Annotated in this window: 21 protein-coding genes; 14 read left to right on the top strand and 7 right to left on the bottom strand. The window is 66.6% G+C overall.

Annotation, left to right across the window (positions count from 1 at the left end):
• Window positions 1–21: 21 nt before the first annotated feature.
• Window positions 22–351 carry a PE-PGRS family protein gene (locus ACTXG5_RS23485; protein ID WP_445161073.1) on the bottom strand — a complete coding sequence of 110 codons (330 nt, stop codon included), beginning with the start codon at window positions 349–351 and terminating at the stop codon, window positions 22–24.
• Window positions 352–486: 135 nt separating this feature from the next.
• Here ACTXG5_RS23485 and ACTXG5_RS23480 point away from each other — a divergent pair, with 135 nt between their 5' ends.
• From ACTXG5_RS23480 to ACTXG5_RS23465, 4 genes are read left to right on the top strand one after another with little or no spacing between them, the layout of a single operon-like run.
• On the top strand, window positions 487–1,269 hold the full coding sequence (locus ACTXG5_RS23480; RefSeq protein WP_445161072.1) for an SDR family oxidoreductase: 783 nt from the start codon (window positions 487–489) through the stop codon (window positions 1,267–1,269).
• Entirely contained in the window at window positions 1,266–2,459 is a 1,194-nt protein-coding gene (locus ACTXG5_RS23475; protein WP_445161071.1) for an acyl-CoA dehydrogenase family protein, read from the top strand. The genes ACTXG5_RS23480 and ACTXG5_RS23475 overlap by 4 nt, the downstream gene beginning before the upstream one ends.
• Window positions 2,456–3,562 carry an acyl-CoA dehydrogenase family protein gene (locus tag ACTXG5_RS23470; RefSeq protein ID WP_445161070.1) on the top strand — a complete coding sequence of 369 codons (1,107 nt, stop codon included), beginning with the start codon at window positions 2,456–2,458 and terminating at the stop codon, window positions 3,560–3,562. Before ACTXG5_RS23475 ends, ACTXG5_RS23470 begins: the two co-directional genes overlap by 4 nt.
• A gap of 5 nt (window positions 3,563–3,567) precedes the next feature.
• Window positions 3,568–4,797 carry a glycosyltransferase gene (locus ACTXG5_RS23465; protein ID WP_445161069.1) on the top strand — a complete coding sequence of 410 codons (1,230 nt, stop codon included), beginning with the start codon at window positions 3,568–3,570 and terminating at the stop codon, window positions 4,795–4,797.
• Here the strand turns inward: ACTXG5_RS23465 and ACTXG5_RS23460 are convergent.
• On the bottom strand, window positions 4,794–5,543 hold the full coding sequence (locus ACTXG5_RS23460) for a dienelactone hydrolase family protein (protein ID WP_445161068.1): 750 nt from the start codon (window positions 5,541–5,543) through the stop codon (window positions 4,794–4,796). The genes ACTXG5_RS23465 and ACTXG5_RS23460 overlap by 4 nt on opposite strands.
• Before the next feature lie 98 nt (window positions 5,544–5,641).
• Here ACTXG5_RS23460 and ACTXG5_RS23455 point away from each other — a divergent pair, with 98 nt between their 5' ends.
• The 9 genes from ACTXG5_RS23455 to ACTXG5_RS23415 all read left to right on the top strand — a co-directional run bounded on the left by ACTXG5_RS23455 (window position 5,642) and on the right by ACTXG5_RS23415 (window position 15,021).
• Window positions 5,642–6,442, top strand: coding sequence for a thymidylate synthase (locus tag ACTXG5_RS23455; RefSeq protein ID WP_445161067.1), 801 nt, complete (start codon window positions 5,642–5,644; stop codon window positions 6,440–6,442).
• On the top strand, window positions 6,439–6,924 hold the full coding sequence (locus ACTXG5_RS23450) for a dihydrofolate reductase (protein ID WP_445161066.1): 486 nt from the start codon (window positions 6,439–6,441) through the stop codon (window positions 6,922–6,924). Before ACTXG5_RS23455 ends, ACTXG5_RS23450 begins: the two co-directional genes overlap by 4 nt.
• Before the next feature lie 101 nt (window positions 6,925–7,025).
• Entirely contained in the window at window positions 7,026–7,727 is a 702-nt protein-coding gene (locus ACTXG5_RS23445; protein ID WP_445161065.1) for a cell division protein DivIVA, read from the top strand.
• Window positions 7,728–7,769: 42 nt separating this feature from the next.
• Entirely contained in the window at window positions 7,770–8,996 is a 1,227-nt protein-coding gene (locus ACTXG5_RS23440) for a winged helix-turn-helix domain-containing protein (protein WP_445161064.1), read from the top strand.
• The gene (locus ACTXG5_RS23435; protein WP_445161063.1) at window positions 8,996–10,393 is read left to right on the top strand and encodes a class I SAM-dependent DNA methyltransferase; all 1,398 of its coding nucleotides are present in this window, start codon (window positions 8,996–8,998) and stop codon (window positions 10,391–10,393) included. Before ACTXG5_RS23440 ends, ACTXG5_RS23435 begins: the two co-directional genes overlap by 1 nt.
• Window positions 10,390–11,442 carry a restriction endonuclease subunit S gene (locus ACTXG5_RS23430; protein WP_445161062.1) on the top strand — a complete coding sequence of 351 codons (1,053 nt, stop codon included), beginning with the start codon at window positions 10,390–10,392 and terminating at the stop codon, window positions 11,440–11,442. Before ACTXG5_RS23435 ends, ACTXG5_RS23430 begins: the two co-directional genes overlap by 4 nt.
• Before the next feature lie 63 nt (window positions 11,443–11,505).
• Window positions 11,506–12,261: an FAD-dependent thymidylate synthase gene (gene thyX, locus ACTXG5_RS23425; RefSeq protein WP_445161061.1), complete on the top strand. Its 756-nt coding sequence runs from the start codon at window positions 11,506–11,508 to the stop codon at window positions 12,259–12,261.
• 173 nt (window positions 12,262–12,434) lie between these two features.
• Window positions 12,435–13,337: a 4-hydroxy-tetrahydrodipicolinate synthase gene (gene dapA / locus ACTXG5_RS23420; protein ID WP_445161060.1), complete on the top strand. Its 903-nt coding sequence runs from the start codon at window positions 12,435–12,437 to the stop codon at window positions 13,335–13,337.
• Window positions 13,338–13,344: 7 nt separating this feature from the next.
• Window positions 13,345–15,021: a ribonuclease J gene (locus ACTXG5_RS23415; RefSeq protein ID WP_445161059.1), complete on the top strand. Its 1,677-nt coding sequence runs from the start codon at window positions 13,345–13,347 to the stop codon at window positions 15,019–15,021.
• Window positions 15,022–15,039: 18 nt separating this feature from the next.
• Here the strand turns inward: ACTXG5_RS23415 and ACTXG5_RS23410 are convergent, their stop codons facing one another.
• From ACTXG5_RS23410 to ACTXG5_RS23395, 4 genes are all read right to left on the bottom strand, one after another.
• The gene (locus ACTXG5_RS23410) at window positions 15,040–15,912 is read right to left on the bottom strand and encodes an SAM-dependent methyltransferase (protein WP_445161058.1); all 873 of its coding nucleotides are present in this window, start codon (window positions 15,910–15,912) and stop codon (window positions 15,040–15,042) included.
• Between the two features lie 5 nt (window positions 15,913–15,917).
• Window positions 15,918–16,739 carry a mycofactocin-coupled SDR family oxidoreductase gene (locus ACTXG5_RS23405; RefSeq protein WP_445161057.1) on the bottom strand — a complete coding sequence of 274 codons (822 nt, stop codon included), beginning with the start codon at window positions 16,737–16,739 and terminating at the stop codon, window positions 15,918–15,920.
• A complete protein-coding gene (locus ACTXG5_RS23400) occupies window positions 16,736–17,050 on the bottom strand; it encodes a putative quinol monooxygenase (RefSeq protein WP_445161056.1) in 315 nt (104 codons plus the stop codon). The genes ACTXG5_RS23405 and ACTXG5_RS23400 overlap by 4 nt, the downstream gene beginning before the upstream one ends.
• A gap of 64 nt (window positions 17,051–17,114) precedes the next feature.
• Window positions 17,115–17,576 carry a DUF2834 domain-containing protein gene (locus ACTXG5_RS23395; protein ID WP_445161055.1) on the bottom strand — a complete coding sequence of 154 codons (462 nt, stop codon included), beginning with the start codon at window positions 17,574–17,576 and terminating at the stop codon, window positions 17,115–17,117.
• Between the two features lie 98 nt (window positions 17,577–17,674).
• Here ACTXG5_RS23395 and ACTXG5_RS23390 point away from each other — a divergent pair, with 98 nt between their 5' ends.
• Entirely contained in the window at window positions 17,675–20,182 is a 2,508-nt protein-coding gene (locus ACTXG5_RS23390) for a DNA translocase FtsK 4TM domain-containing protein (protein WP_445161054.1), read from the top strand.
• A 14-nt stretch (window positions 20,183–20,196) separates the two neighbouring features.
• Here ACTXG5_RS23390 and ACTXG5_RS23385 read toward each other — a convergent pair whose 3' ends face one another.
• Window positions 20,197–20,715 (bottom strand): amino-acid N-acetyltransferase, encoded by a 519-nt coding sequence (locus tag ACTXG5_RS23385; protein WP_445161053.1) that lies wholly within the window; start codon window positions 20,713–20,715, stop codon window positions 20,197–20,199.
• Between the last annotated feature and the right edge of the window lie 46 nt (window positions 20,716–20,761).

Here is a 20,761-nt window from a genome sequence, read left to right as displayed (position 1 = left end):
AGGGTCGTGTTGAAAGGGGGATCAGGCGTGGCCGGAACCGCAGCCAACGCCCGGCAGACAGCCGGTACCGCCCGGAATGCCACCCGGGCCGGCGTTCTGGCCACCGGAGCCGCAGCCGACGCCGGGGATACAGCCGGTACCGCCCGGACCGCCACCCGGACCGCTGTTTTGGCCGCCGGAGCCACAGTTGCCGCTAGGGTCGCAGCCCCCGCCACCCGGGTCGTCCTTGAAGACAACGTGGGTGGGCGTCGGGCCGGTCATTGCCAAGCCGGTCGCAAAACTATCCGCACCGGCCAACGGGGCAGCGGCGATAGCCGCAGCAACGGCTCCGCCGACCATCAGTGGTTTCATGAAGGTTAATTTCGCTAACATGCGACTCGCATACCCACGCACGCGCGCGTACAAAACCTCTCCCGAAAGATTGTTTGCAATCGACGCTCTCCGCTGGCGAAGTCGGGCCCGTTACACAACAAAAGGCGTACCAAGATGACCTCACTGGATCTGACCGGCCGTACGGCGATTATCACCGGGGCTTCCCGCGGAATCGGATTGGCGATCGCGCAACAGCTGGCGGCCGCCGGCGCCAATGTCGTACTCACCGCCCGCAAACAGGAGGCGGCGGAGGCGGCCGCGGCGCAAGTCGGTGAACACGCCTTGGGCGTGGGCGCGCACGCGGTCGACGAGGACGCGGCGCGCAGCTGCGTGGAGCTCACTGTGGAACGGTTCGGCAGCGTCGACATTTTGATCAACAACGCGGGCACCAATCCCGCATTCGGCCCGCTGATCGAGCAGGATCACGCGCGGTTCGCCAAGATCTTCGACGTCAATCTGTGGGCTCCGTTGTTGTGGACTTCCCTGGTTGTCAAGGCATGGATGGGTGAGCACGGTGGCGCGATCGTCAATACCGCCTCCATCGGCGGCCTGCACCAGTCCGCGGGGATGGGGCTGTACAACGCCACCAAGGCGTCGCTGATCCACGTCACCAAGCAACTGGCCCTCGAACTCTCACCGCGCATCCGGGTCAATGCCATCGCCCCGGGGGTGGTTCGGACCAGATTGGCCGAGGCGCTGTGGAAGGACCACGAAGATCCACTCGGGTCGTCGATCGCGCTCGGGCGCATCGGTGAGCCAACCGATGTGGCGAATGCGGTGGCCTTCCTGGTTTCCGACGCGGCAAGCTGGATCACCGGTGAGACGATGGTCATCGACGGCGGACTCCTGCTAGGCGCCGCGCAGGGTTACCAGATGCGGCCCGAGGGCAACCCGTGAGCACGCAAGACTTCTCGGCCGACGTCAACGCGCGGGTGCAGGCGCTACTGGACAAGCACGACCCGGAGACCACGGACCCGCGCGATTTTCTTGGCGCGCAATTCGATGCCGGGCTGGCCTGGGTGCACCTGCCGCAGGGTTTCGGCGGTCTGGACCTGCCGCGTAAAGCGCAGGAACTGGTGAACGCGCCGCTTGCCGCCGCGGGCGCGCCGGTGGGCGGCACCGTCAAGAACTTCATCGGGATGGGCATGGCGGCCCCGACCATCGCGGCCTTCGGCACCGACGAGCAGAAGCGAAAGTTCTTGCGCCCGTTGTTCACCGGCGAGCAGGTCTACTGCCAGTTGTTCAGCGAACCGGGGGCGGGGTCGGACTTGGCCGGGGTCGCCACGCGCGCTGTCCCCGACGGCGACGATTGGATTGTCAACGGGCAGAAGGTGTGGACGTCGATGGCGCAACACGCCCAGATGGCCATCCTGGTTGCGCGCACCGACCCGACCGTGCCCAAGCATGCGGGTTTGACCTACTTCCTGTGCGACATGACGCAACCGGGTGTGGATGTCCGGCCGCTGCGTCAGATCACCGGTGAGGCGGAGTTCAACGAGGTGTTCCTCACCGATGTCCGAGTGCCGGACGCCAATAGGCTCGGCCCGGTGGGTGGCGGCTGGCGCGTCGCGACCACCACGCTCAACAACGAACGGGTCGCGATCGGTGCCGGCTCCGGCGTTCCGCGGGAGGGCGGGATCATCGGGAAGGTCGCCCGGGCCTGGCGGGGCGAACCTGAGCTGCGCAATGGCGCGATGCACGACGAGCTGATGCGGCTGTGGGTCGAGGCGGAAGTCCTTCGGCTGGCCGGGGTACGGCTGGGACAGCAGGCGGTCGCGGGTCAGCCCGGACCGGAAGGCGCCGGCATGAAGGTGGCCTTCGCCAAGCTGGCGCAAGCCATCTCGGGTTTCGACATCGAACTGCACGCCGAGTCCGGCCTGCAGTACGACGACTGGACCATGCGCAGAACGGAAGTCGTCGACTTGGTCGGACGCGAACCCGGGTACCGCTACCTGCGGGCACGTGGCAACTCGATCGAGGGCGGCACGTCGGAAATCCTGCGCAACACCATTTCCGAGCGGATTCTCGGACTGCCGGGCGAACACCGCGTCGACAAGGATGTTGCCTGGAAGGACCTGGCCCGATGAGCATCGGGGACTTGCTCTATTCCGACACCGAAGAGGCGTTGCGCGACAGCGTTCGCCACCTGTTCGCCGAGCGATGTTCACCCGAGGTGGTGACCCGGGCCTATGATCCGGCGCCGCAAGACTTTTCCGACGTGTGGCGGCGGCTGGCCGGCGAGCTGGGCGTGGCGGGTCTGCTGGTGCCGGAATCGCTTGGCGGTGCCGGGGCAAGTGCCCGCGAGGCTGCGGTCGTGATGGAGGAGATCGGCCGCGCCGTCGCGCCGGTGCCGTTCTTGTCCAGCGCGGTGCTCGCCACGGTTGCGCTATTGCGTGCCGGCGAGACCGACACCTTGTCTGCGCTGGCACAAGGCGAGCTCACCGCCGCGTTGGTGGTGCCGCTGTCCACCGCGCCCGGCGATTCGATCGTCGGGGTGGGTATCGGTGCCGACGGCCTGACCGGAACGGTCAGCAGCGTCGCCGGCGCCGGCGACGCCGATGTGCTGGTGGTACCGGTCGCCGGGAAGGACGGACTCGAATTGCACACCGTCTCGCGAAGCGCGCCGGGTGTGGAAGTGGCACCGCTGCTGGCCTTGGATATGACGAGACCCCTTGCGAATGTGCATTTTTCAGCCGCATCGTCAACCGCGGTCGGTACGGGCCCCAACGCGCAGGCCGCCGTGGCCGCCGCGCTGGACACGGGTGCGGCGTTGCTGGCATCCGAGCAGCTCGGGGTGGCGCAGTGGTGTTTCGAGACCACGCTGGCCTATGCCAAGCAGCGCAAGCAGTTCGGCCGCGCGATCGGCTCCTATCAGGCGATCAAGCATCGGTTGGCGGATCTGTGGTTTGAGGTCGGTTCGGCGACAGCGGCGGCACGCTACGCGGCGGATACGTGCGCTCGGGAAGATCCAGACGCGAGCATCGCCGCGGCCGTCGCGCAGGCCTACTGCAGCGGCATCGCGGTGCATGCCGCCGAGGAGTGCGTGCAGCTACACGGCGGCATCGGCATGACCTGGGAGTATCCGGCCCACCTGTACCTCAAGCGAGCCAAGAGCGATCAACTGGCCTTCGGCACCGCCTATCGTCATCGAGCCCGGCTGGCCGACCTGGTGAATCTGCCGGTCGGCTGATCACCATGCGGGTGTTGCTGTCGACATACGATTCGCGCGGCGGCGTCGAACCGCTGCTGGGACTCGCGGTGCAGCTGCGCGCACTCGGCGCCGAGGTGCTGGTGTGCGCGCCGCCGGACGACGAATTCGCAGAGCGGGCCGCCGGTTTCGGTGTTCCGTTGGTGGGATTCGGTCCGCCGGTGCGCGAGGTGATCACCGGGGGTGCGCACTCGTCAGAAGAGCAGCTGCGCGGGCACGTGCTCGGGTTGCTCGCCGCGCAGTTCGACATCGTCGCCGCCGCCGCGCAGGGATGCGACGCGCTGGTGTCGACCGCCCTGGTGTGGACGTCTGCCGGCGCACGATCGGTGGCCGACAAACTCGGCATCCACTACGTGTACGCCAGCTACCACCCGACCCACTTGCCGTCGCCCTATCACCCGCCGCCGGAGTATGTGGGCCGCGGGGTGGGGACCAGCGAAATCGATAACCGGATGATGTGGGACCACAACGCCCGCACCGCCAATGCGTTGTTCGGCCCGACGCTCAACAGCCACCGGGCGGCGATCGGCCTACCGCCGGTGGACAACGTGCGTGCGTACGCCTACACCGATCGCCCGTGGCTGGCATCCGACCCGACCCTGAGCCCGTGGCAGCAGCTGGCGGACCTCCACGTCGTGCAAACCGGCGCGTGGCTGGTGCCCGACGAACGCCCGCTGCCGGCCGAGCTGGAGGAGTTCCTGGATGCCGGCACGCCGCCGGTGTACCTGGGCTTCGGCAGCATGCCGCTGTGGGGCGCCAAGGAGGTCGTGCCGATGGCGATCGAGGCGATCCGCGCCCAGGGCCGGCGCGTGCTGCTTTCGCATGGCTGGGCCGAGCTGGCGCTCAGCGATGACGGCGACGACTGCATGGGCGTCGGTGAGGTCAACCAGCAAGCGCTGTTCGGGCGGGTAGCTGCCGTGGTGCATCACGGCGGGGCGGGCACGACGACGACGGCCGCCCGCGCCGGCGCGCCTCAGCTTGTGGTGCCGCAGGGGGCCGACCAGGTGTACTGGGCCTGCCGCGTCGTCGAACTGGGCATCGGCACCGCGTGCGACGGTCCTACTCCGCCCCCGGGTTCCCTGCCCGCCGCGCTCGAGGCGACCCTGACCGACGAGACCCGCGCCCGGGCGAGCGCGGTGGCGGCCACGATGCGCGCCGACGGCGCGGCGGTGGCCGCCCAGTTGTTGGTCGACGCGGTGAGTCGCAAAAAGCGTTAGCGGGGCAGCGCCGAACCGAATACCTCTGTCATCGCTTCCCAATGCCGCTCGGCGGCGGCCGCGTCATAGGGCGCGTTGTCCGGGACCGCGAAGCCGTGGGCTGCCTGGTACCACTCGATGGTGTGCCGCACACCGGCGGCCGTCAGCGCCTTGTCGAGCTGCTCGGCGTGGTCGGCCGTGAAGGACGCGTCGTTCTCGGCGCCGCCCACGTACACCGCGGCGGTCATCCGGTCGGCCAGCAGGTGCGGGCTGTCCGCGGTGTCGGTCACCAGGCCGCCACCGTGGAAGGACGCCGCGGCGGCGACCCGCTCTGGAAGATGCCCGGCCACCAGCAGCGAGATTCGCCCACCCATGCAGTAGCCGCACACGCCGAAACGGTCGCCAGCCACCTCGGGGCGCGCGGCCAGGTAGTCGAAGAACGCCGTCGCGTCGCTGGCGATTTTGTCCGGTGTCAGGCTGCCGATCATCGAGAACAGGCGTTTACGTTCCTTTTCGTCGCCGAACACGTCGGCCATGTTGAACGGGGCCCAGTCGCCGCTGCGGTAGTACACGTCCGGCAACAGCACCGTGTAGCCGAATCCAGCCAGCTTGGCCGCCATTTGCTGGAAGGTTTCGCGCGTTCCGCCGGCATCGGGAAACATGACCACGCCGGGGTGGGGCACTTGAGTGTCCGGACCTCCCGGGGTGAACAGATGGACGGTGCACGTCCCGTCGGCGGTGGTGATGGTGTCGGTGATGTTCGGCATGGCATTCGTTCTACTCCTCGCGATCGCCGCTAGATTTTTCGGCGTCGACCCGCCGCGCCCGGCTTCGCCGCGCTTGCGATCGCCGCTAAGCTGACCGCGTGCCGATCGCAACCCCCTACGAGGACTTACTACGTGTGGTCCTCGAGACGGGTTCGGCCAAATCGGATCGCACCGGGACCGGAACCCGCAGCCTGTTCGGCCAGCAGTTGCGCTACGACCTGTCGGCCGGCTTCCCGCTGCTGACCACCAAGAAGGTCCATCTCAAATCGGTGGTCTACGAGTTGCTGTGGTTTTTGCGCGGCGACTCCAACGTCGGCTGGCTACACGAGCACGGCGTCACGATCTGGGACGAATGGGCCAGCGACACAGGCGATCTCGGCCCAATCTACGGCGTTCAGTGGCGGTCCTGGCCGACCCCGTCGGGTGAACACATCGACCAGATCAGCGCCGCGCTGGAGTTACTGCGCACCGACCCGAACTCCCGGCGCAACATTGTGTCGGCGTGGAACGTCGGCGAAATCCCGCAGATGGCACTGCCGCCGTGTCACGCGTTCTTCCAGTTCTACGTGGCCGACGGGCGGCTGAGCTGCCAGCTCTACCAGCGCAGCGCGGACCTGTTCCTTGGTGTGCCGTTCAACATCGCCAGCTACGCGCTGCTTACCCACATGATGGCGGCCCAGGCCGGCCTGGGCGTCGGCGAGTTCGTCTGGACCGGCGGCGACTGCCACATCTACGACAACCACGTCGAACAGGTGCGCACCCAGCTTAGTCGTGATCCCCGGCCATACCCAGAACTCTTTCTGGCCCAACGTGATTCGATCTTCGACTACACCTACGACGACGTCGTGGTGAAGAACTACGATCCGCACCCGGCGATCAAAGCCCCCGTCGCTGTATGACGGAAGTCGGTCTGGTGTGGGCTCAGTCCACATCCGGTGTCATCGGCCGCAATGGCGACATCCCCTGGCACGTTCCCGAAGACCTGGCCCGCTTCAAGCAGGTGACCGTGGGCCACACCGTGGTCATGGGCCGGCGGACCTGGGACTCGTTGCCGGCCAGGGTGCGCCCGCTGCCCGGCCGCCGAAATGTGGTGCTCAGCCGCAACACCGACTTCACGGCCGACGGAGCCGAGGTGGTCGGCTCGCTCGATACCGCCCTGACCGACCCCGAAGCATGGGTCATCGGCGGTGCCCAGATCTACCTGCTCGCGCTGCCGCACGCCACTCGCTGCGAGGTCACCGAGATCGAGATCGACCTGGTGCTCGACGACGAGGACGCACTGGCCCCGATGCTCGACGAGACATGGCTCGGCGAGACGGGGGAATGGCAGGTCAGCCGCTCCGGGCTGCGGTATCGCTTTCACAGCTACCGTCGGCCCTGACCGCTCGTACCGGCCCCAACGGGCTGACCTGACATACTCGACGGTGGACGGTGGGGTCCGTGTGACGGGTTTACGGCATTTCCAGGGAGGGGAAATTGGCAGTGATAACCGAACCCACAATGGCGTTCACTCGCAAGTTCATGGGTTATAACTCGGCTGCGGTCGACGCCCATATCGAGATGTTGACCACCAAGCAGAATTTGCTGCTCAACGACGTCGAGAGCCTGCGGGGCAGGCTGAAGGAATCCGGTGAGGAAGCGGCCGCGCTGCGCAAGGAGGTCGCCGTACTCACCGACACCTCGCCCGCGCCGCACGCGATGCAACAGCGGATGGCGAAGATGCTGCGGCGCGCGGTCGACGAGATTTCGGAGATGCAGGCCGAGGCGCGCGCCGAGGCCGAGGCGCTGATCACCGCCGCCGAGGCGGAGATCGAGGGCGAACAGCGAAAGCACAAAGAAGTGTTGGCCGACCTGGCCTCGCAGCAAAAGGCCATGGAAGCCGAATACCGCGAAACCAGGGAAACACTCGAGGCCGAGCTGGCCAACATGCGCGACGACGCCCAGCAGGCGCGTGAGCAGCTCCTCGCCGACGCTAAGCAACGAGTTGATCGGGATCGTGAAGAGGCCCGGCGGGCGGTCGACGAGGCGAGCCAGCAACGGATCAAGGTGCTGGAACAGCTGTTGGGTGTCTACCGCGACCTGGAATCGGTGCCGTCCGCTCTCGAGTCGGCCTACCAAGAACACGAGAATCCGCAGGAGGCTAACTCCGGGGTGCGCGTGGACGAGAAAGTCAGCACGGGGTGAGCCTTCGCTGAGGCCGGCCGAAAGACCGGTATTCTCGGCGCCGTGTCGACCGGCAACCGGACGTTATCCGCCGCGCAGGCCCGGCGGATAGCCGTTGCGGCCCAAGGATTTAACGAGCCGCGGCCCGGCGGCGAGATCACCCGCGCCCACCTGCGTCGGCTGATCTCGAGAATTCAAGTGCTGCAACTGGATTCGGTCTCCGTGGCGGTGCGTGCCCACTACGCGCCGGTGTTCAGCCGCCTGGGCCCCTACGACCGCGACGTGCTGGACCGCGCCGCCTGGGGTCCGCGCTCGTCGCGGCTGCTGGCCGAGTACTGGGCGCACGAGGCCGCGCTGATGGCCGTCGACGACTGGCCCCTGTTGCGCTGGCGGATGCGCCAGTACCGGCACGGCCGGTGGGGCACCCATATCGTCAAGGCCAATCCGCAACTCGTCGAGGACGTCGTCGCCGCCGTCGCCGAACTCGGGCCGAGTACCGCCGGGCAGATCGAGGCGCACCTGGCCGCCACGCCGCGCCGGAAGAAGGGGACCTGGTGGACCCGCAGCGACACCAAGTGGGTCGCCGAGGCGCTGTTTGCCTCCGGGGTGCTCACCACGGCCACCCGGGTGGGTTTCGCCCGCCACTACGACCTGGTGGAACGGGTGTTGCCGGCGAGCGTGCTGGCCCGCGAGGTCGACGACGCCGAAGCCATCCGTGAGCTCACCGTACGGGCGGCCACCGCGCTGGGCGTGGGCACCGAGGCCGACATTCGCGACTACTTTCGGCTGTCGGCTCAGCAGGTCAAACCGGCGATCGCCGAGCTGGTGGCCACCGGCGAGATCGAGGCGGTCAGCGTCGACGGCTGGTCGGCGCCCGCGTATCTGCCTGCCGGCCGGTCGGTGCCCCGGGTGGATCGCGGCACCGCGCTGCTGTGTCCGTTCGACCCGTTGATCTTCTTCCGGCCCCGGGTGGAACGGCTGTTCAATTTCCACTACCGCATCGAGATTTACACCCCGGCGGCCAAGCGCCAGTACGGCTATTACGTCTGGCCGCTGTTGGTGGACGGACAGCTGATGGCGCGGGTCGACCTCAAGGCCGACCGCGCCGCCGACACGCTGCGGGTTGTGGGCGCGTTCGGCGAGCCCGAGGCGCCGCGCTCCCGGGCGGCCGCGGCGCTGGCCGGCGAGCTGCAGTCGATGGCGACATGGCTTGGCCTGGCCGGGTTTACCGTGTCCGGCCGGGGTGATTTGGCCACCGAGCTGCGCACCGCCGCCAAGCGGGTCAGCTGATGGAACCGTCCAAAGAGCTCAAGGCCACTCTGTGGAAGGCGGCCGAAAAGCTGCGCGGCTCCCTGTCGGCCGGCCAGTACAAGGACGTGGTGCTCGGACTGGTGTTCTTGAAGCACGTGTCCACCTCGCACTGGAACCTCTTGGCGGAGAATGCAACAGCCGACAATATCGGTCAGCTCATCGACGATGCGATGAGCGCCGTGATGGCGGCCAACCCGGCGCTTGCCGGGATGCTGCCGCGGCTGTACGAAAACCTCGACCAGCGTCGGCTCGGTGAGCTGGTGCGGCTGCTCGACAGTGCGCGACTGCACCTGCGGGACGACGGGCGTCCGCGCGACGTGATGGGGGAGGTGTACGAGTACTTCCTCGGCAATTTCGCTCGTGCGGAAGGCAGGCGGGGCGGGGAATTCTTCACACCGCCCAGCGTCGTGCGGTTGATCGTGGAGGTCCTGGAACCGGCGGGCGGGCGAGTGTACGACCCGTGCTGCGGCTCGGGTGGGATGTTCGTGCAGACCGAGAATTTCGTTGCCGAGCACGACGGCGACCCCAAGGACGTCTCGATCTTCGGTCAGGAGAGCGTCGAGCAGACCTGGCGAATGGCGAAGCTGAACCTGGCCATTCACGGTATCGACAACACGGGTCTGGCCCGGGGCGACACGTTCGTCGATGACGTGCACGCCGGCGATTGCATGGACTACGTGATGGCCAATCCGCCGTTCAACATCAAGGATTGGGCCCGCGACGAACACGACCCGCGGTGGCGCTTCGGTGTCCCACCCGCCGGCAACGCCAACTACGCCTGGATTCAGCACATCCTGTCCAAGCTGGCCCCGGGCGGGAAGGCCGGCGTCGTGATGGCCAACGGTTCGATGTCGTCGAATGCGCTCGGAGAGGGCGATATTCGCGCGCGGATCGTCGACGCGGATCTGGTGTCTTGCATGGTCGCCTTGCCCGCACAGCTGTTTCGCAGCACCGGAATCCCGGTGTGTCTGTGGTTCTTTGCGATGGATAAGGGGCACCGGTCCGGGCAGGTGCTGTTCATCGACGCCCGCGCCCTCGGCTACCTGGTCGATCGAGCGGAACGCGCATTGACCGACGAGGAGATCGTCCGTATTGGCGACGCCTATCACGCGTGGTGCGGTTCGAGGTCGGCGTCCGCCAAAGGCAGTGTTTACGAAGATATTCCGGGATTCTGCAAATCCGTGTCGCTGGACGACATCGCGGCCGCGGGTTACCTGCTCACCCCGGGACGGTATGTCGGTGCTGCCGCGACCGAGGATGACGCGGAGCCAGCCGACGAGAAGGTCGCGCGGCTGACCAAGGACCTGCTGACGGCGCTCGACGAATCCGCTCGATGGGAGACCGTGGTACGGCAGCAGGTGCGGCGATTGCGGTGAAGTCCACGCTCGGCGAGTATCTCGACTTCAGCACCGGAGGCAGTTCGCCGGTGCGGTTGCCGCAGGGGCAGTTTCCCGTCTACGGCGCCAACGGCGCGATCGGCTACACGGCGCAACACAATGCGAGTGGCCCGCTGATCGTGCTCGGTCGGGTTGGATCGTATTGCGGCAGCGTGCGTTATTGCGATTCCGATGTTTGGGTCACCGACAACGCGTTGGTGTGCCGGGCCAAAGAGCCCGCGGAGACTCGATATTGGTATTACGCGCTGCAAACCTGCAGGCTCAACGAACACCGGGCCGGATCGGGGCAGCCCCTGCTGAATCAGGCGATTCTGCGCGACGTTCCGGTCTGGACGGTCCCGGGACGTCAGCGGCAGCGGATTGCCCAGCTGCTCGGCGCTTTCGACGACAAGGTCGCCGCCAACGCACGGGTGATAGCGGCCGCCGAAAAGCTGATGGTCGCCATCGCCGAGTCGGTCTCCGAGTACGTGCCACTGTCCAGCCTGGCGAAACGGTCGACGGTGGCTCGCGGACCGAAAGAATTCGACGACGTGGTCGCGCTTTTCAGTCTTCCGGCGTTCGATGACGGCGCCATGCCGCAGCTTGTCGACCGGGCAACCGTCAAAAGCGGCAAGTTCTTGCTGTCCGCACCATGCGTGTTGTTCGCCAAGCTGAATCCCCGGATTCCGCGCATCTGGAATGTGATGCAACTTCCTTCCGAAATGGCAGTGGCTAGTCCGGAATTCGTCGTGCTGAGCCCGATTGGTGTCGACACCTCGGTGCTGTGGTCGGCATTAAGACAACGCGACATCGCGCAGCTCCTGCAGCAGCAGGTTGCCGGAACTTCCGGCAGCCACCAACGGATTGCGCCGGGTGACCTGATGGATGTTGCGGTGCGAGACGTCCGGCGTCTGAGCGCCGAGGCGACACAGACGATCACCAGCCTGGGTGTGCTGTGTCATGCGCGGCGCAGCGAATCCCTGCGGCTGTCGGGTTTCCGTGATGCCCTGCTGCCGTTGCTGATGTCGGGCAACGTCCAGCTGGGTTAGATTGCCCGGCTCCTCATCCCGCCGCTCCGCGGCGCGCATCGTCGTCGGGCTAAGGTAATCGCCGTGGCCGAGACCGCGCCGCTGCGCGTGCAACTGATTGCCAAGACGGAGTTCCTGGCGCCGCCGGACGTGCCGTGGACTACCGATGCCGACGGTGGGCCGGCGCTGGTCGAGTTCGCCGGCCGGGCCTGCTACCAGAGCTGGTCGAAACCCAACCCCAAGACAGCGACCAACGCCGGCTACATCAAACACATCATCGACGTCGGACATTTTTCGGTGCTCGAGCACGCCAGTGTGTCGTTCTACATCACCGGCATCTCGCGGTCGTGCACTCATGAGCTGATCCGGCACCGGCATTTCTCCTACTCGCAGCTCTCGCAGCGCTACGTGCCGGAGGCCGACTCGCAGATCGTCGTGCCGCCGGGCATAGAGGACGACCCCGAACTGCGGCAGATTCTGGCCGCGGCCGCCGACGCCGGCCGTGCCACCTACACCGAACTGCTGGCCAAGCTCGAAGCCAAGTTCGCGGCGAGTCAGCCCAACGCGGTGCTGCGGCGCAAGCAAGCGCGGCAGGCCGCCCGGGCTGTGCTGCCGAACGCCACCGAAACCCGCATCGTCGTGACCGGGAACTACCGGGCCTGGCGGCACTTCATCGCGATGCGCGCCAGCGAGCATGCCGACGTGGAAATCCGGCGGCTGGCCATCGAATGTCTGCGCCGGCTCATCGAGGTGGCACCGGCGATATTCGCCGATTTCGAGATCTCCAGCCTTGCCGACGGGACCGAGGTCGCGACCAGCCCGTTAGCCACCGAAGCCTGAATCTTCGAGGGTGCGGTCTGGGCTTCCAGCGTGCGTGGAGGGCGCAGATTTCACCGAATCTCAACCATGAGCGCACAGTCGAAACCCTGAGCGCACAATCGAGTGCTCGTGCCCCGCGGCCCGGACCCGCGCGGCTGCGAAATCCGCTTGGCATCGCCAGGTAATCTGAGACCGTGAGTTCCGTCGGATTCGACGCCCCCGCGCGCTTGGGAACCTTGCTGACCGCAATGGTGACGCCGTTTGGCGCCGATGGCTCGCTGGACACCGCCGCCGCGGCGCGCGTGGCAAACCACCTGGTAGACGCCGGCTGTGACGGCCTGGTCATCTCGGGAACCACCGGCGAGTCGCCGACCACCACCGACGACGAGAAGCTCACGTTACTCAGCGCCGTGCTGGAAGCGGTGGGCGACCGCGCTCGCGTCATTGCCGGTGCGGGCACCTATGACACCGCGCACAGCATCAAGCTGGCCAAGGCCTGTGCGGCCGAGGGTGCGCACGGTCTGCTCGTGGTCACGCCGTACTACTCCAGGCCACCGCAGAGCGGGCTGATCGCACATTTCACCGCCGTCGCCGACGCGACCGAGCTGCCGGTGCTGCTCTACGACATTCCGCCACGATCGGTGGTGCCGATCGAGTCCGACACCATCCGCACGCTGGCGTCACACCCGAACATCGTCGGGATCAAAGACGCCAAGGGCGACCTGCACAGCGGCGGCCAGATCATCGCCGAGACCGGATTGGCCTACTACTCCGGGGACGACGCGCTGAATCTGCCCTGGTTGGCGATGGGTGGAATCGGCTTCATCAGTGTGATTTCTCACCTGGCCGCTGGTCAGCTGCGAGAGTTGTTGTCCGCCTTCAATTCCGGGGATATAGCGACCGCCCGCAAGATCAACGTCGCGGTTGCTCCGCTGTGCAATGCGATGGGCCGCCTGGGCGGGGTGACGATGTCCAAGGCGGGTCTGCGCCTGCAGGGCATTGACGTCGGGGATCCCCGGCTGCCGCAGATGCCGGCGACCCCGCAGCAGATCGAGGCCTTAGCCGCCGACATGCGCGCCGCCTCGGTACTCAGGTGAGCTGGCAGTGAACGAAGAGCTCCGTCCACCAGGTCCACTCACCGCGGGTGGGTTGCGGGTGACCGCGTTGGGCGGCATCAGCGAAATCGGCCGTAACATGACCGTTTTCGAACACCTGGGCCGGCTGCTGATCATCGACTGCGGGGTGATGTTTCCCACCCACGACGAGCCCGGCGTCGACTTGATCCTGCCCGATTTGCGCCACGTCGAAGACCGGCTCGAGGACATCGAGGCGCTGGTACTGACGCATGCGCACGAGGACCACATCGGGGCGATCCCGTTCCTGCTGAGGCTGCGGCCCGACATCCCGGTCGTCGGATCCAAGTTCACCCTGGCGATGGTTGCCGCCAAATGCCGTGAGCACCGCATCAAACCGGTGTTCATCGAGGTCAAAGAGGGTCAGAGCAGCAGGCACGGTGTGTTCGAATGCGAATACTTCGCGGTCAACCATTCCATTCCGGACGCGCTGGCGATCGCGGTGTACACGGGCGCGGGAACGGTTTTGCATACCGGTGACATCAAGCTCGACCAAACCCCGCTGGACGGCCGGCCCACCGACCTGCCCGGGATGTCCCGGCTCGGCGACGCCGGTGTGGACCTGTTTCTGTGCGATTCCACCAACTCCGAACATCCCGGTGTCAGCCCGTCGGAAAGTGAAGTCGGCCCGACGCTGCACCGGCTGATCCGGGGCGCCGAGGGTCGCGTCATCGTGGCGTGCTTCGCCTCCAACGTCGACCGGGTGCAGCAAATCATCGATGCCGCAGTGGCATTGGGACGGCGGGTGTCGTTCGTCGGGCGATCCATGGTGCGCAACATGGGAATCGCCCGGGACCTGGGCTTCCTGCGCGTCGACGATTCCGACCTGATCGATATCGGGGCCGCGGAGATGATGGCGCCCGAACGGGTGGTGCTGGTCACCACCGGCACCCAGGGCGAGCCGATGGCGGCGCTGTCCCGGATGTCGCGCGGCGAGCACCGCAGTATCACGCTGACCGCGGGGGACCTCGTCGTCCTCTCGTCGTCGCTGATCCCGGGAAACGAGGAAGCCGTCTTCGGCGTCATCGACGCGCTGTCCAAGATCGGCGCCCGAGTCGTCACCAATGCCCAAGCCCGCGTGCATGTCTCGGGCCACGCCTACGCCGGCGAGCTGCTCTTTTTGTACAACGGGGTGCGGCCCCGCAATGTGATGCCGGTGCACGGCACCTGGCGCATGCTGCGCGCCAACGCCAAGTTGGCCGTCAGCACCGGAGTGGCCGAAGAGTCAATCGTGTTGGCCGAGAACGGCGTCAGCGTCGATCTGGTCGGGGGCAGGGCGTCGATCGCCGGGGCGGTGCCGGTCGGCAAGATGTTTGTCGACGGGCTGATCACCGGCGATGTCGGTGATATCACTTTGGGCGAGCGCCTGATCTTGTCCGAGGGTTTTATCGCGGTGACGGTGGTGCTCAATCGCGGCACCGGGCGTTCGGCGGTTACGCCACACCTGCATTCACGCGGATTTTCCGAGGATCCCAAGGCGCTCGAGCCCGCCGTGCGCAAAGTCGAGGAAGAGCTGGAAGCGCTCGTCGCCGCCAACGTGACCGACCCGATCCGGATCGCGCAGGGCGTGCGGCGCAGCGTCGGCAAATGGGTGGGCGAAGCCTATCGCCGGCACCCGATGATCGTGCCGACCGTCATCGAAATCTGAATCGCCGCCCAGCCTCGGCTACATCTTTTCCGCGAATGCCGACCATTCCAGCTGCGACGCCTTGAGTTTGCGGCCGGTGGGCTCGACGTAGCGCGCAACGAGTTCATCCGGTCCGGCCTGCTCGACCAGCCGCCAACCGTACTCGGCGATGAAGTCGGCGACATCGTCGGGCTCTAGACCGAAATGCCAAAGCTGTTGGCGCTGACGGACCTTGCGGTACAACGTGCGGGTGCCGTACCGATTCGTTCCGTCGATGAAGCTTCGGCGGACATAGGTGAACACCAGCCGGCTGCCCGGGGCGGCCACGCGCAGTCCGTCCAGCGTTCGCCGCACGCCGCCCTCGGTGAGGTACTGAGTCACGCCTTCGCAGATGAAGAAAGCCCGATAATCGGTGTGATAGCCGTGCTCGGCCAAGGAGGTGAGCAGGTCATCACGCTCGAAATCCAAGGCCACCAACCGAACCGACAGCGGTGAGCCACCCAGCACCCGCCGGACCGTCTTGGCCTTTCTCGCGATGTTGAGCGGCAGGTCTACTTCGAAGACCGGGATGCGGGCCCGCCGGTTCAGCAGGTAGGCGCGGGTGTCCAGTCCGGCGCCGAGGATGACCACCGCGTTGATCTCACCGAGCGATTCGGTGATCTTGTCGGCGATGAAACGCTTGCGGCAGGCCAAGTTCGCCCACAGCCCGGGACCCGCCCACTCCGATCCGCGGATCATCAGGCGGCGGATCGGGGCGGCTCGGGTCGCGGCGACCAGCCAGCGCATCGGGGCCGGCAAGAACAGGTCCGCGAGGTCGTCGTCCACCAGGCGGCGCTCGGGTGGTTCGTTTTGCTCGACGGCGGCCAGCACCATCGGGCCAAAAGCAGTCTGCGCCGCGGGGTTTCGTGCCATTGCTATTACTTGTTCAAGAAGCCGGCGTCCACCGGCAAGGTCACTCCGGTGATGTATTTGGCCTGATCGGATACCAGCCATGCCACCGCGTTGGCGATGTCCTCGGGCTGCAGCACCTCTACCGGCATGGCATTGCCCATGGCTCCCGGTGTGTCGGTCGCGGCGGCCATCTGGGCCAGCCATCCGCGGGTGAACTCGTTGTTGATCATCGGGGTTTCGACGCCCGTCGGGTGGATCGAGTTGACTCGAATCATCTGCTGTGCCAGCAGGTTCGCGTAAACACGCATCAGCCCGACCACCCCGTGCTTGGCGGCCGCGTAGCCGACGGATCCGGCGTCCGGGCTGCCCACGCCGGCCAGACCGGCGGCGGAGCTGATCAGCACGATGGACCCACCGGCGCCCTGCTTGACCATGGTCGGTATCGCGGCCTTGATGGTGTGGTATACGCCGGTGAGGTTGACGTCGATGACGTCGCGCCAGCCGTCGTCACCGGATTGCATGGGCGCGATACCGGCGTTGGCCACCACGATGTCGAGCCGGCCCAGCTCGTCGATGCCCGCCTGCACAGCGGCCGACAGCGAGGCGCGATCACGAACGTCGGCCTCCTTGGCCACGATCCGCGCCCCGGTGTCCTCGACGAGTTTGACGGTGGCCGCCAAATCCTCCGGCGTGGCCAATGCATAGGGGACACTGGCGATCTGCGCGCACAGGTCGACGGCGATGATGTCGGCGCCGTCGGTGGCCAGTCGCACCGCGTGCGCGCGGCCCTGACCGCGGGCCGCACCGGTGATCAGCGCGACTTTTCCTTCGAGCGGCCGCTCGGTCACCGGCGCAGTTGCCCTTTGTCCGGGTCGCCCGCGGGAATGGGCTGCAGGGTCTTGATGTCGGGCGCTCCAGCGAGGTGCTCGCCGGCCGCCGAGAACAGCTTGCCGATGGCGGGCGCGGTGCTGTGCACCTTGAGTGCGTCTTCATCGGCCCACTGCTCGATGAAAACGAAGGTTTCGCCGCTCTGCTGCACCGAGTAGAGCTGGCAGCCCGGTTCTTCATGCACTTCTTCGACCGCGGTGGTGAGGATGTCGCGGACGGCGTCGACCGACTCGGGTTTCACGGTCAGGGTGGCAACGACAACGACGGGCATGGAGGGCTCCTCGGGTGTGTAAGGCGGGATGGCTGTCACCCTACTCACGCGCGAATGGCGTCGGTCAGGCTGCGTCCACCCAAATGACGAGGGCCGCAATCGCGACGGCGAAGGCCGCAAGACCGGCCCTGTCGGCCAGGCCCAACCGCGACGGAGCTGTCCTGCCGATACGCATTTCGCGGGCGATCAGGAACAAGGGGAATGTCACGCTGATGGCGATGCCGGCCCCACCCACGATGTAGAGCCAGACGAACCTGATGCCGTGCTTTCTGGCCTCGATCACCATCAGTACCGCGGCGGCAAGGAAAAAGAGCAGGATGTCGACCGTCAGCGACCGTGACGCGGGCGTGATTTTCGAGTCGTTGAGGAACGCGACGAGGAGTCGCGCGGGGCGGTCGAAGTAGGCGGCGTTCTGGCTCCAGGTGGCCACCAAGGCGGCGATCGCGATGACGGCGTAAACGGCGCAGAGGACCTTGCTGGTGGTCGGCAAGCTCGCTGGGGGCGGAGAAGCAGTGGTTTCGGCCATTTCGGCATGGTAAAGCCGGCCGATCACCGAACTGTCACGCTTTTGTGACCCGTGTGGCAGATGGTGAATATGGGGCGATTGCGACTAGGCTGGACCCCATGGCTAGTAAGACCGTTGCCCGCTCCGGAACTCGAACGAGCAGGTCAAAGGCCACTTCGCGCGCCAGCGGGTCCCGCAGGCCGCGACCGGCACCTGCCCGCAAGAGGGTAAGCAAGCCCGCCAAACGGCACCACCAGTCCCTGCTGGTTGCCGCCGGGCTGACCTGCGGGCGCGCCATGCACGCCACCTGGCTGCTGGCGGCACGCGGCACCGGTGGCGCGGCACGGTCGATCGGGCGGGCCCGCGACATCGAGCCCGGGCACCGCCGCGACGGAATCGCGCTGGTTCTGCTCGGCATTGCCGTCGTGGTCGCCGCGAGCTCCTGGTTCGACGCCGCGCGGCCGGTCGGCGCGTGGGTCGACGCGGTGCTGCGCACGTTCGTCGGCGCCGGCGTTCTGGCCCTGCCGGTAGGTCTCGCCGTGGTGGCGGTGGTGCTGATGCGCACCCAGCCCAACCCCGATGCGCGGCCCCGGTTGATCCTCGGCGCGAGCATGATCAGCTTTTCGCTGCTGGGGCTGCGTCACTTGTGGTCCGGTTCGCCGGAAGATCCCGAATTACGCCGTCATGCAGCGGGATTCATCGGCTTTGCCATCGGCGGGCCGTTGTCGGAGGGTTTGACGCCCTGGATCGCGGCACCGCTGTTGTTCATCGGCGCGCTGTTCGGGCTGCTGTTGCTGACGGGCACCACGATCCGCGAGCTGCCCGAGATGATGCGAGCGATGTTCGGCACCCGGCTGGTCAGTGACCTTTACGCCGACGAAGACGAATACGACTATGCGGACGACGCCGATGGCCAACCGGGCGAAGACTTTTCGGACGGTTACTACGACGACGGCGCAGTCGACAAGGAGCCAAAGCCGTGGCCATCGGCGGACGAGGTCCCTGTCGCTCTGGACGACCCGATCCCGGACGAAACTCCCACCGTTCCAGAACCCGCCATCACCAAGGGCCGCCGTCGCGCCGCCAAGAAGCAGGACACCCAGGTGCTGGACCGGGTCGTCGAAGGCCCCTACACGCTGCCGTCGCTGGAGCTGCTGGTGGCCGGCGACCCGCCGAAGAAACGCAGTGCCGCCAACAACCAGATGGCCGAAGCCATCGGCGAGGTGCTCACCCAGTTCAAGGTCGACGCGGCCGTCACCGGCTGCACCCGGGGGCCCACGGTCACCCGCTACGAGGTGGAGCTGGGGCCGGGCGTCAAGGTCGAGAAAATCACGGCGCTGCAGAAGAACATCGCCTATGCGGTGGCCACCGAGAGCGTCCGGATGCTCGCCCCGATCCCCGGCAAGTCCGCCGTCGGCATCGAGGTACCCAACACCGACCGGGAAATGGTGCGGTTGGCCGACGTGCTCACCGACCCGTCGACCCGCCGCGATCACCACCCGCTGGTGATCGCGCTCGGCAAGGACATCGAAGGCGACTTCATCTCGGCCAACCTGGCCAAGATGCCGCACCTGCTGGTCGCCGGCTCCACCGGTTCGGGTAAGTCCAGCTTCGTCAACTCCATGCTGATTTCACTGCTGACCCGGGCCACCCCGGAAGAGGTCAGGATGATCCTGATCGACCCGAAGATGGTGGAACTGACGCCCTACGAAGGCATTCCGCATCTGATCACCCCGATCATCACCCAGCCGAAGAAGGCGGCGGCCGCGCTGGCCTGGCTGGTCGAAGAGATGGAACAGCGCTATCAGGACATGCAGGCCTCGCGGGTGCGTCACATCGACGACTTCAACGCCAAGGTGCGATCCGGTGAGATCACCGCGCCGCTGGGCAGCCAGCGCGTGTACCGGCCCTACCCGTATGTGCTCGCGATCGTCGACGAGCTCGCCGACCTGATGATGACCGCGCCGCGCGACGTCGAGGACGCCATCGTGCGCATCACCCAGAAGGCGCGTGCCGCCGGCATCCATCTGGTGCTGGCCACCCAGCGACCGTCCGTCGACGTGGTCACCGGGCTGATCAAGACCAACGTGCCGTCCCGGCTGGCGTTTGCGACGTCGTCGCTGATCGACAGCCGGGTGATCCTGGATCAGGCGGGTGCGGAAAAGCTGATCGGCATGGGCGACGGCCTGTTCCTGCCGATGGGGTCGAACAAGCCGATCCGGTTGCAGGGCGCCTACATCACCGACGAGGAGATTCAGGCCGTCGTCGCGGCGTGCAAGGACCAGGCCGAACCCGAATACACCGACGGCGTCACCACCGCCAAGCCGACCGGCGAGCGCACCGACGCCGATCCGGACATCGGCGACGACATGGATGTGTTCCTACAAGCCGTCGAGCTGGTGGTGTCCAGCCAGTTCGGCTCCACCTCGATGCTGCAACGCAAGCTGCGGGTCGGCTTCGCCAAAGCCGGCCGGCTGATGGACCTGATGGAAACCCGCAGCATCGTCGGGCCCAGCGAGGGCTCCAAGGCGCGCGAGGTGCTGGTCAAGCCCGACGAATTGGCCGGAACGCTGGCGTTGATTCGGGGCGGCGCCAACGCCGACGGGTCCGACGACGATTCCGACTAAGACGGCGCCGTCTACTAGAGCAGCAGCAGCATCCGGGTGTTGCCCAGGATGTTCGGCTTGACGTAGCTGAGGTCCAGGAATTCGGCGACACCGATGTCGTAGGAGCGGCACATCTCCTCGAACACCTCGGCGGTGACGGGCGTGCCTTCGATCTCGGTGAACCCGTGCCTGCCGAAGAACTCGGTCTCGAAGGTCAACACGAAAATCCGCTCCAGCTGTAGCTCGCGCGCGACATCGAGCAGCCGCGTGACGATCGCGTGGCCGATGCCGTGCCCGGTCGCGGCCGGGTTGACCGCGATGGTCCGGATCTCGCCGAGATCGGCCCAAAACACGTGCAATGCCCCGCAGCCCACCACGGTGCCGGCGAGTTCGGCCACCCAGAACTCCTGGACGGCTTCGTATAGCGTCACCAGGTTCTTTTCCAGCAGAATCTTTCCCGCATAGGTGTCGACGAGGTGCTTGATCGTGGGCACATCGGAGGTTCGCGCGCGCCGGACGAGCACTGGCCCGTTATCCCGAGAACGTTCGGTCACGGGTATCAGTATTGACATCCGGTACGGGTCCGCTGGTCAACCGCTA

Source organism: Mycobacterium sp. Dal123C01 (genome assembly GCF_052566995.1).
Note: the sequence above shows the minus strand (reverse complement) of the source record. Positions and strands in the feature narration are given on the sequence as shown.

Bases quoted from the DNA above. Each gene is read 5' to 3' on its own strand.
- ACTXG5_RS23480 (WP_445161072.1), top strand. From the start codon at position 487: ATGACCTCACTGGATCTGACCGGCCGTACGGCGATTATCACCGGGGCT.
- ACTXG5_RS23460 (WP_445161068.1), bottom strand. From the start codon at position 5,543: ATGCCGAACATCACCGACACCATCACCACCGCCGACGGGACGTGCACC.
- ACTXG5_RS23400 (WP_445161056.1), bottom strand. From the start codon at position 17,050: ATGCCCGTCGTTGTCGTTGCCACCCTGACCGTGAAACCCGAGTCGGTC.
- ACTXG5_RS23435 (WP_445161063.1), top strand. From the start codon at position 8,996: ATGGAACCGTCCAAAGAGCTCAAGGCCACTCTGTGGAAGGCGGCCGAA.
- ACTXG5_RS23410 (WP_445161058.1), bottom strand. From the start codon at position 15,912: ATGGCACGAAACCCCGCGGCGCAGACTGCTTTTGGCCCGATGGTGCTG.
- ACTXG5_RS23395 (WP_445161055.1), bottom strand. From the start codon at position 17,576: ATGGCCGAAACCACTGCTTCTCCGCCCCCAGCGAGCTTGCCGACCACC.
- ACTXG5_RS23450 (WP_445161066.1), top strand. From the start codon at position 6,439: ATGACGGAAGTCGGTCTGGTGTGGGCTCAGTCCACATCCGGTGTCATC.
- ACTXG5_RS23485 (WP_445161073.1), bottom strand. From the start codon at position 351: ATGAAACCACTGATGGTCGGCGGAGCCGTTGCTGCGGCTATCGCCGCT.
- ACTXG5_RS23470 (WP_445161070.1), top strand. From the start codon at position 2,456: ATGAGCATCGGGGACTTGCTCTATTCCGACACCGAAGAGGCGTTGCGC.
- ACTXG5_RS23465 (WP_445161069.1), top strand. From the start codon at position 3,568: ATGCGGGTGTTGCTGTCGACATACGATTCGCGCGGCGGCGTCGAACCG.
- ACTXG5_RS23390 (WP_445161054.1), top strand. From the start codon at position 17,675: ATGGCTAGTAAGACCGTTGCCCGCTCCGGAACTCGAACGAGCAGGTCA.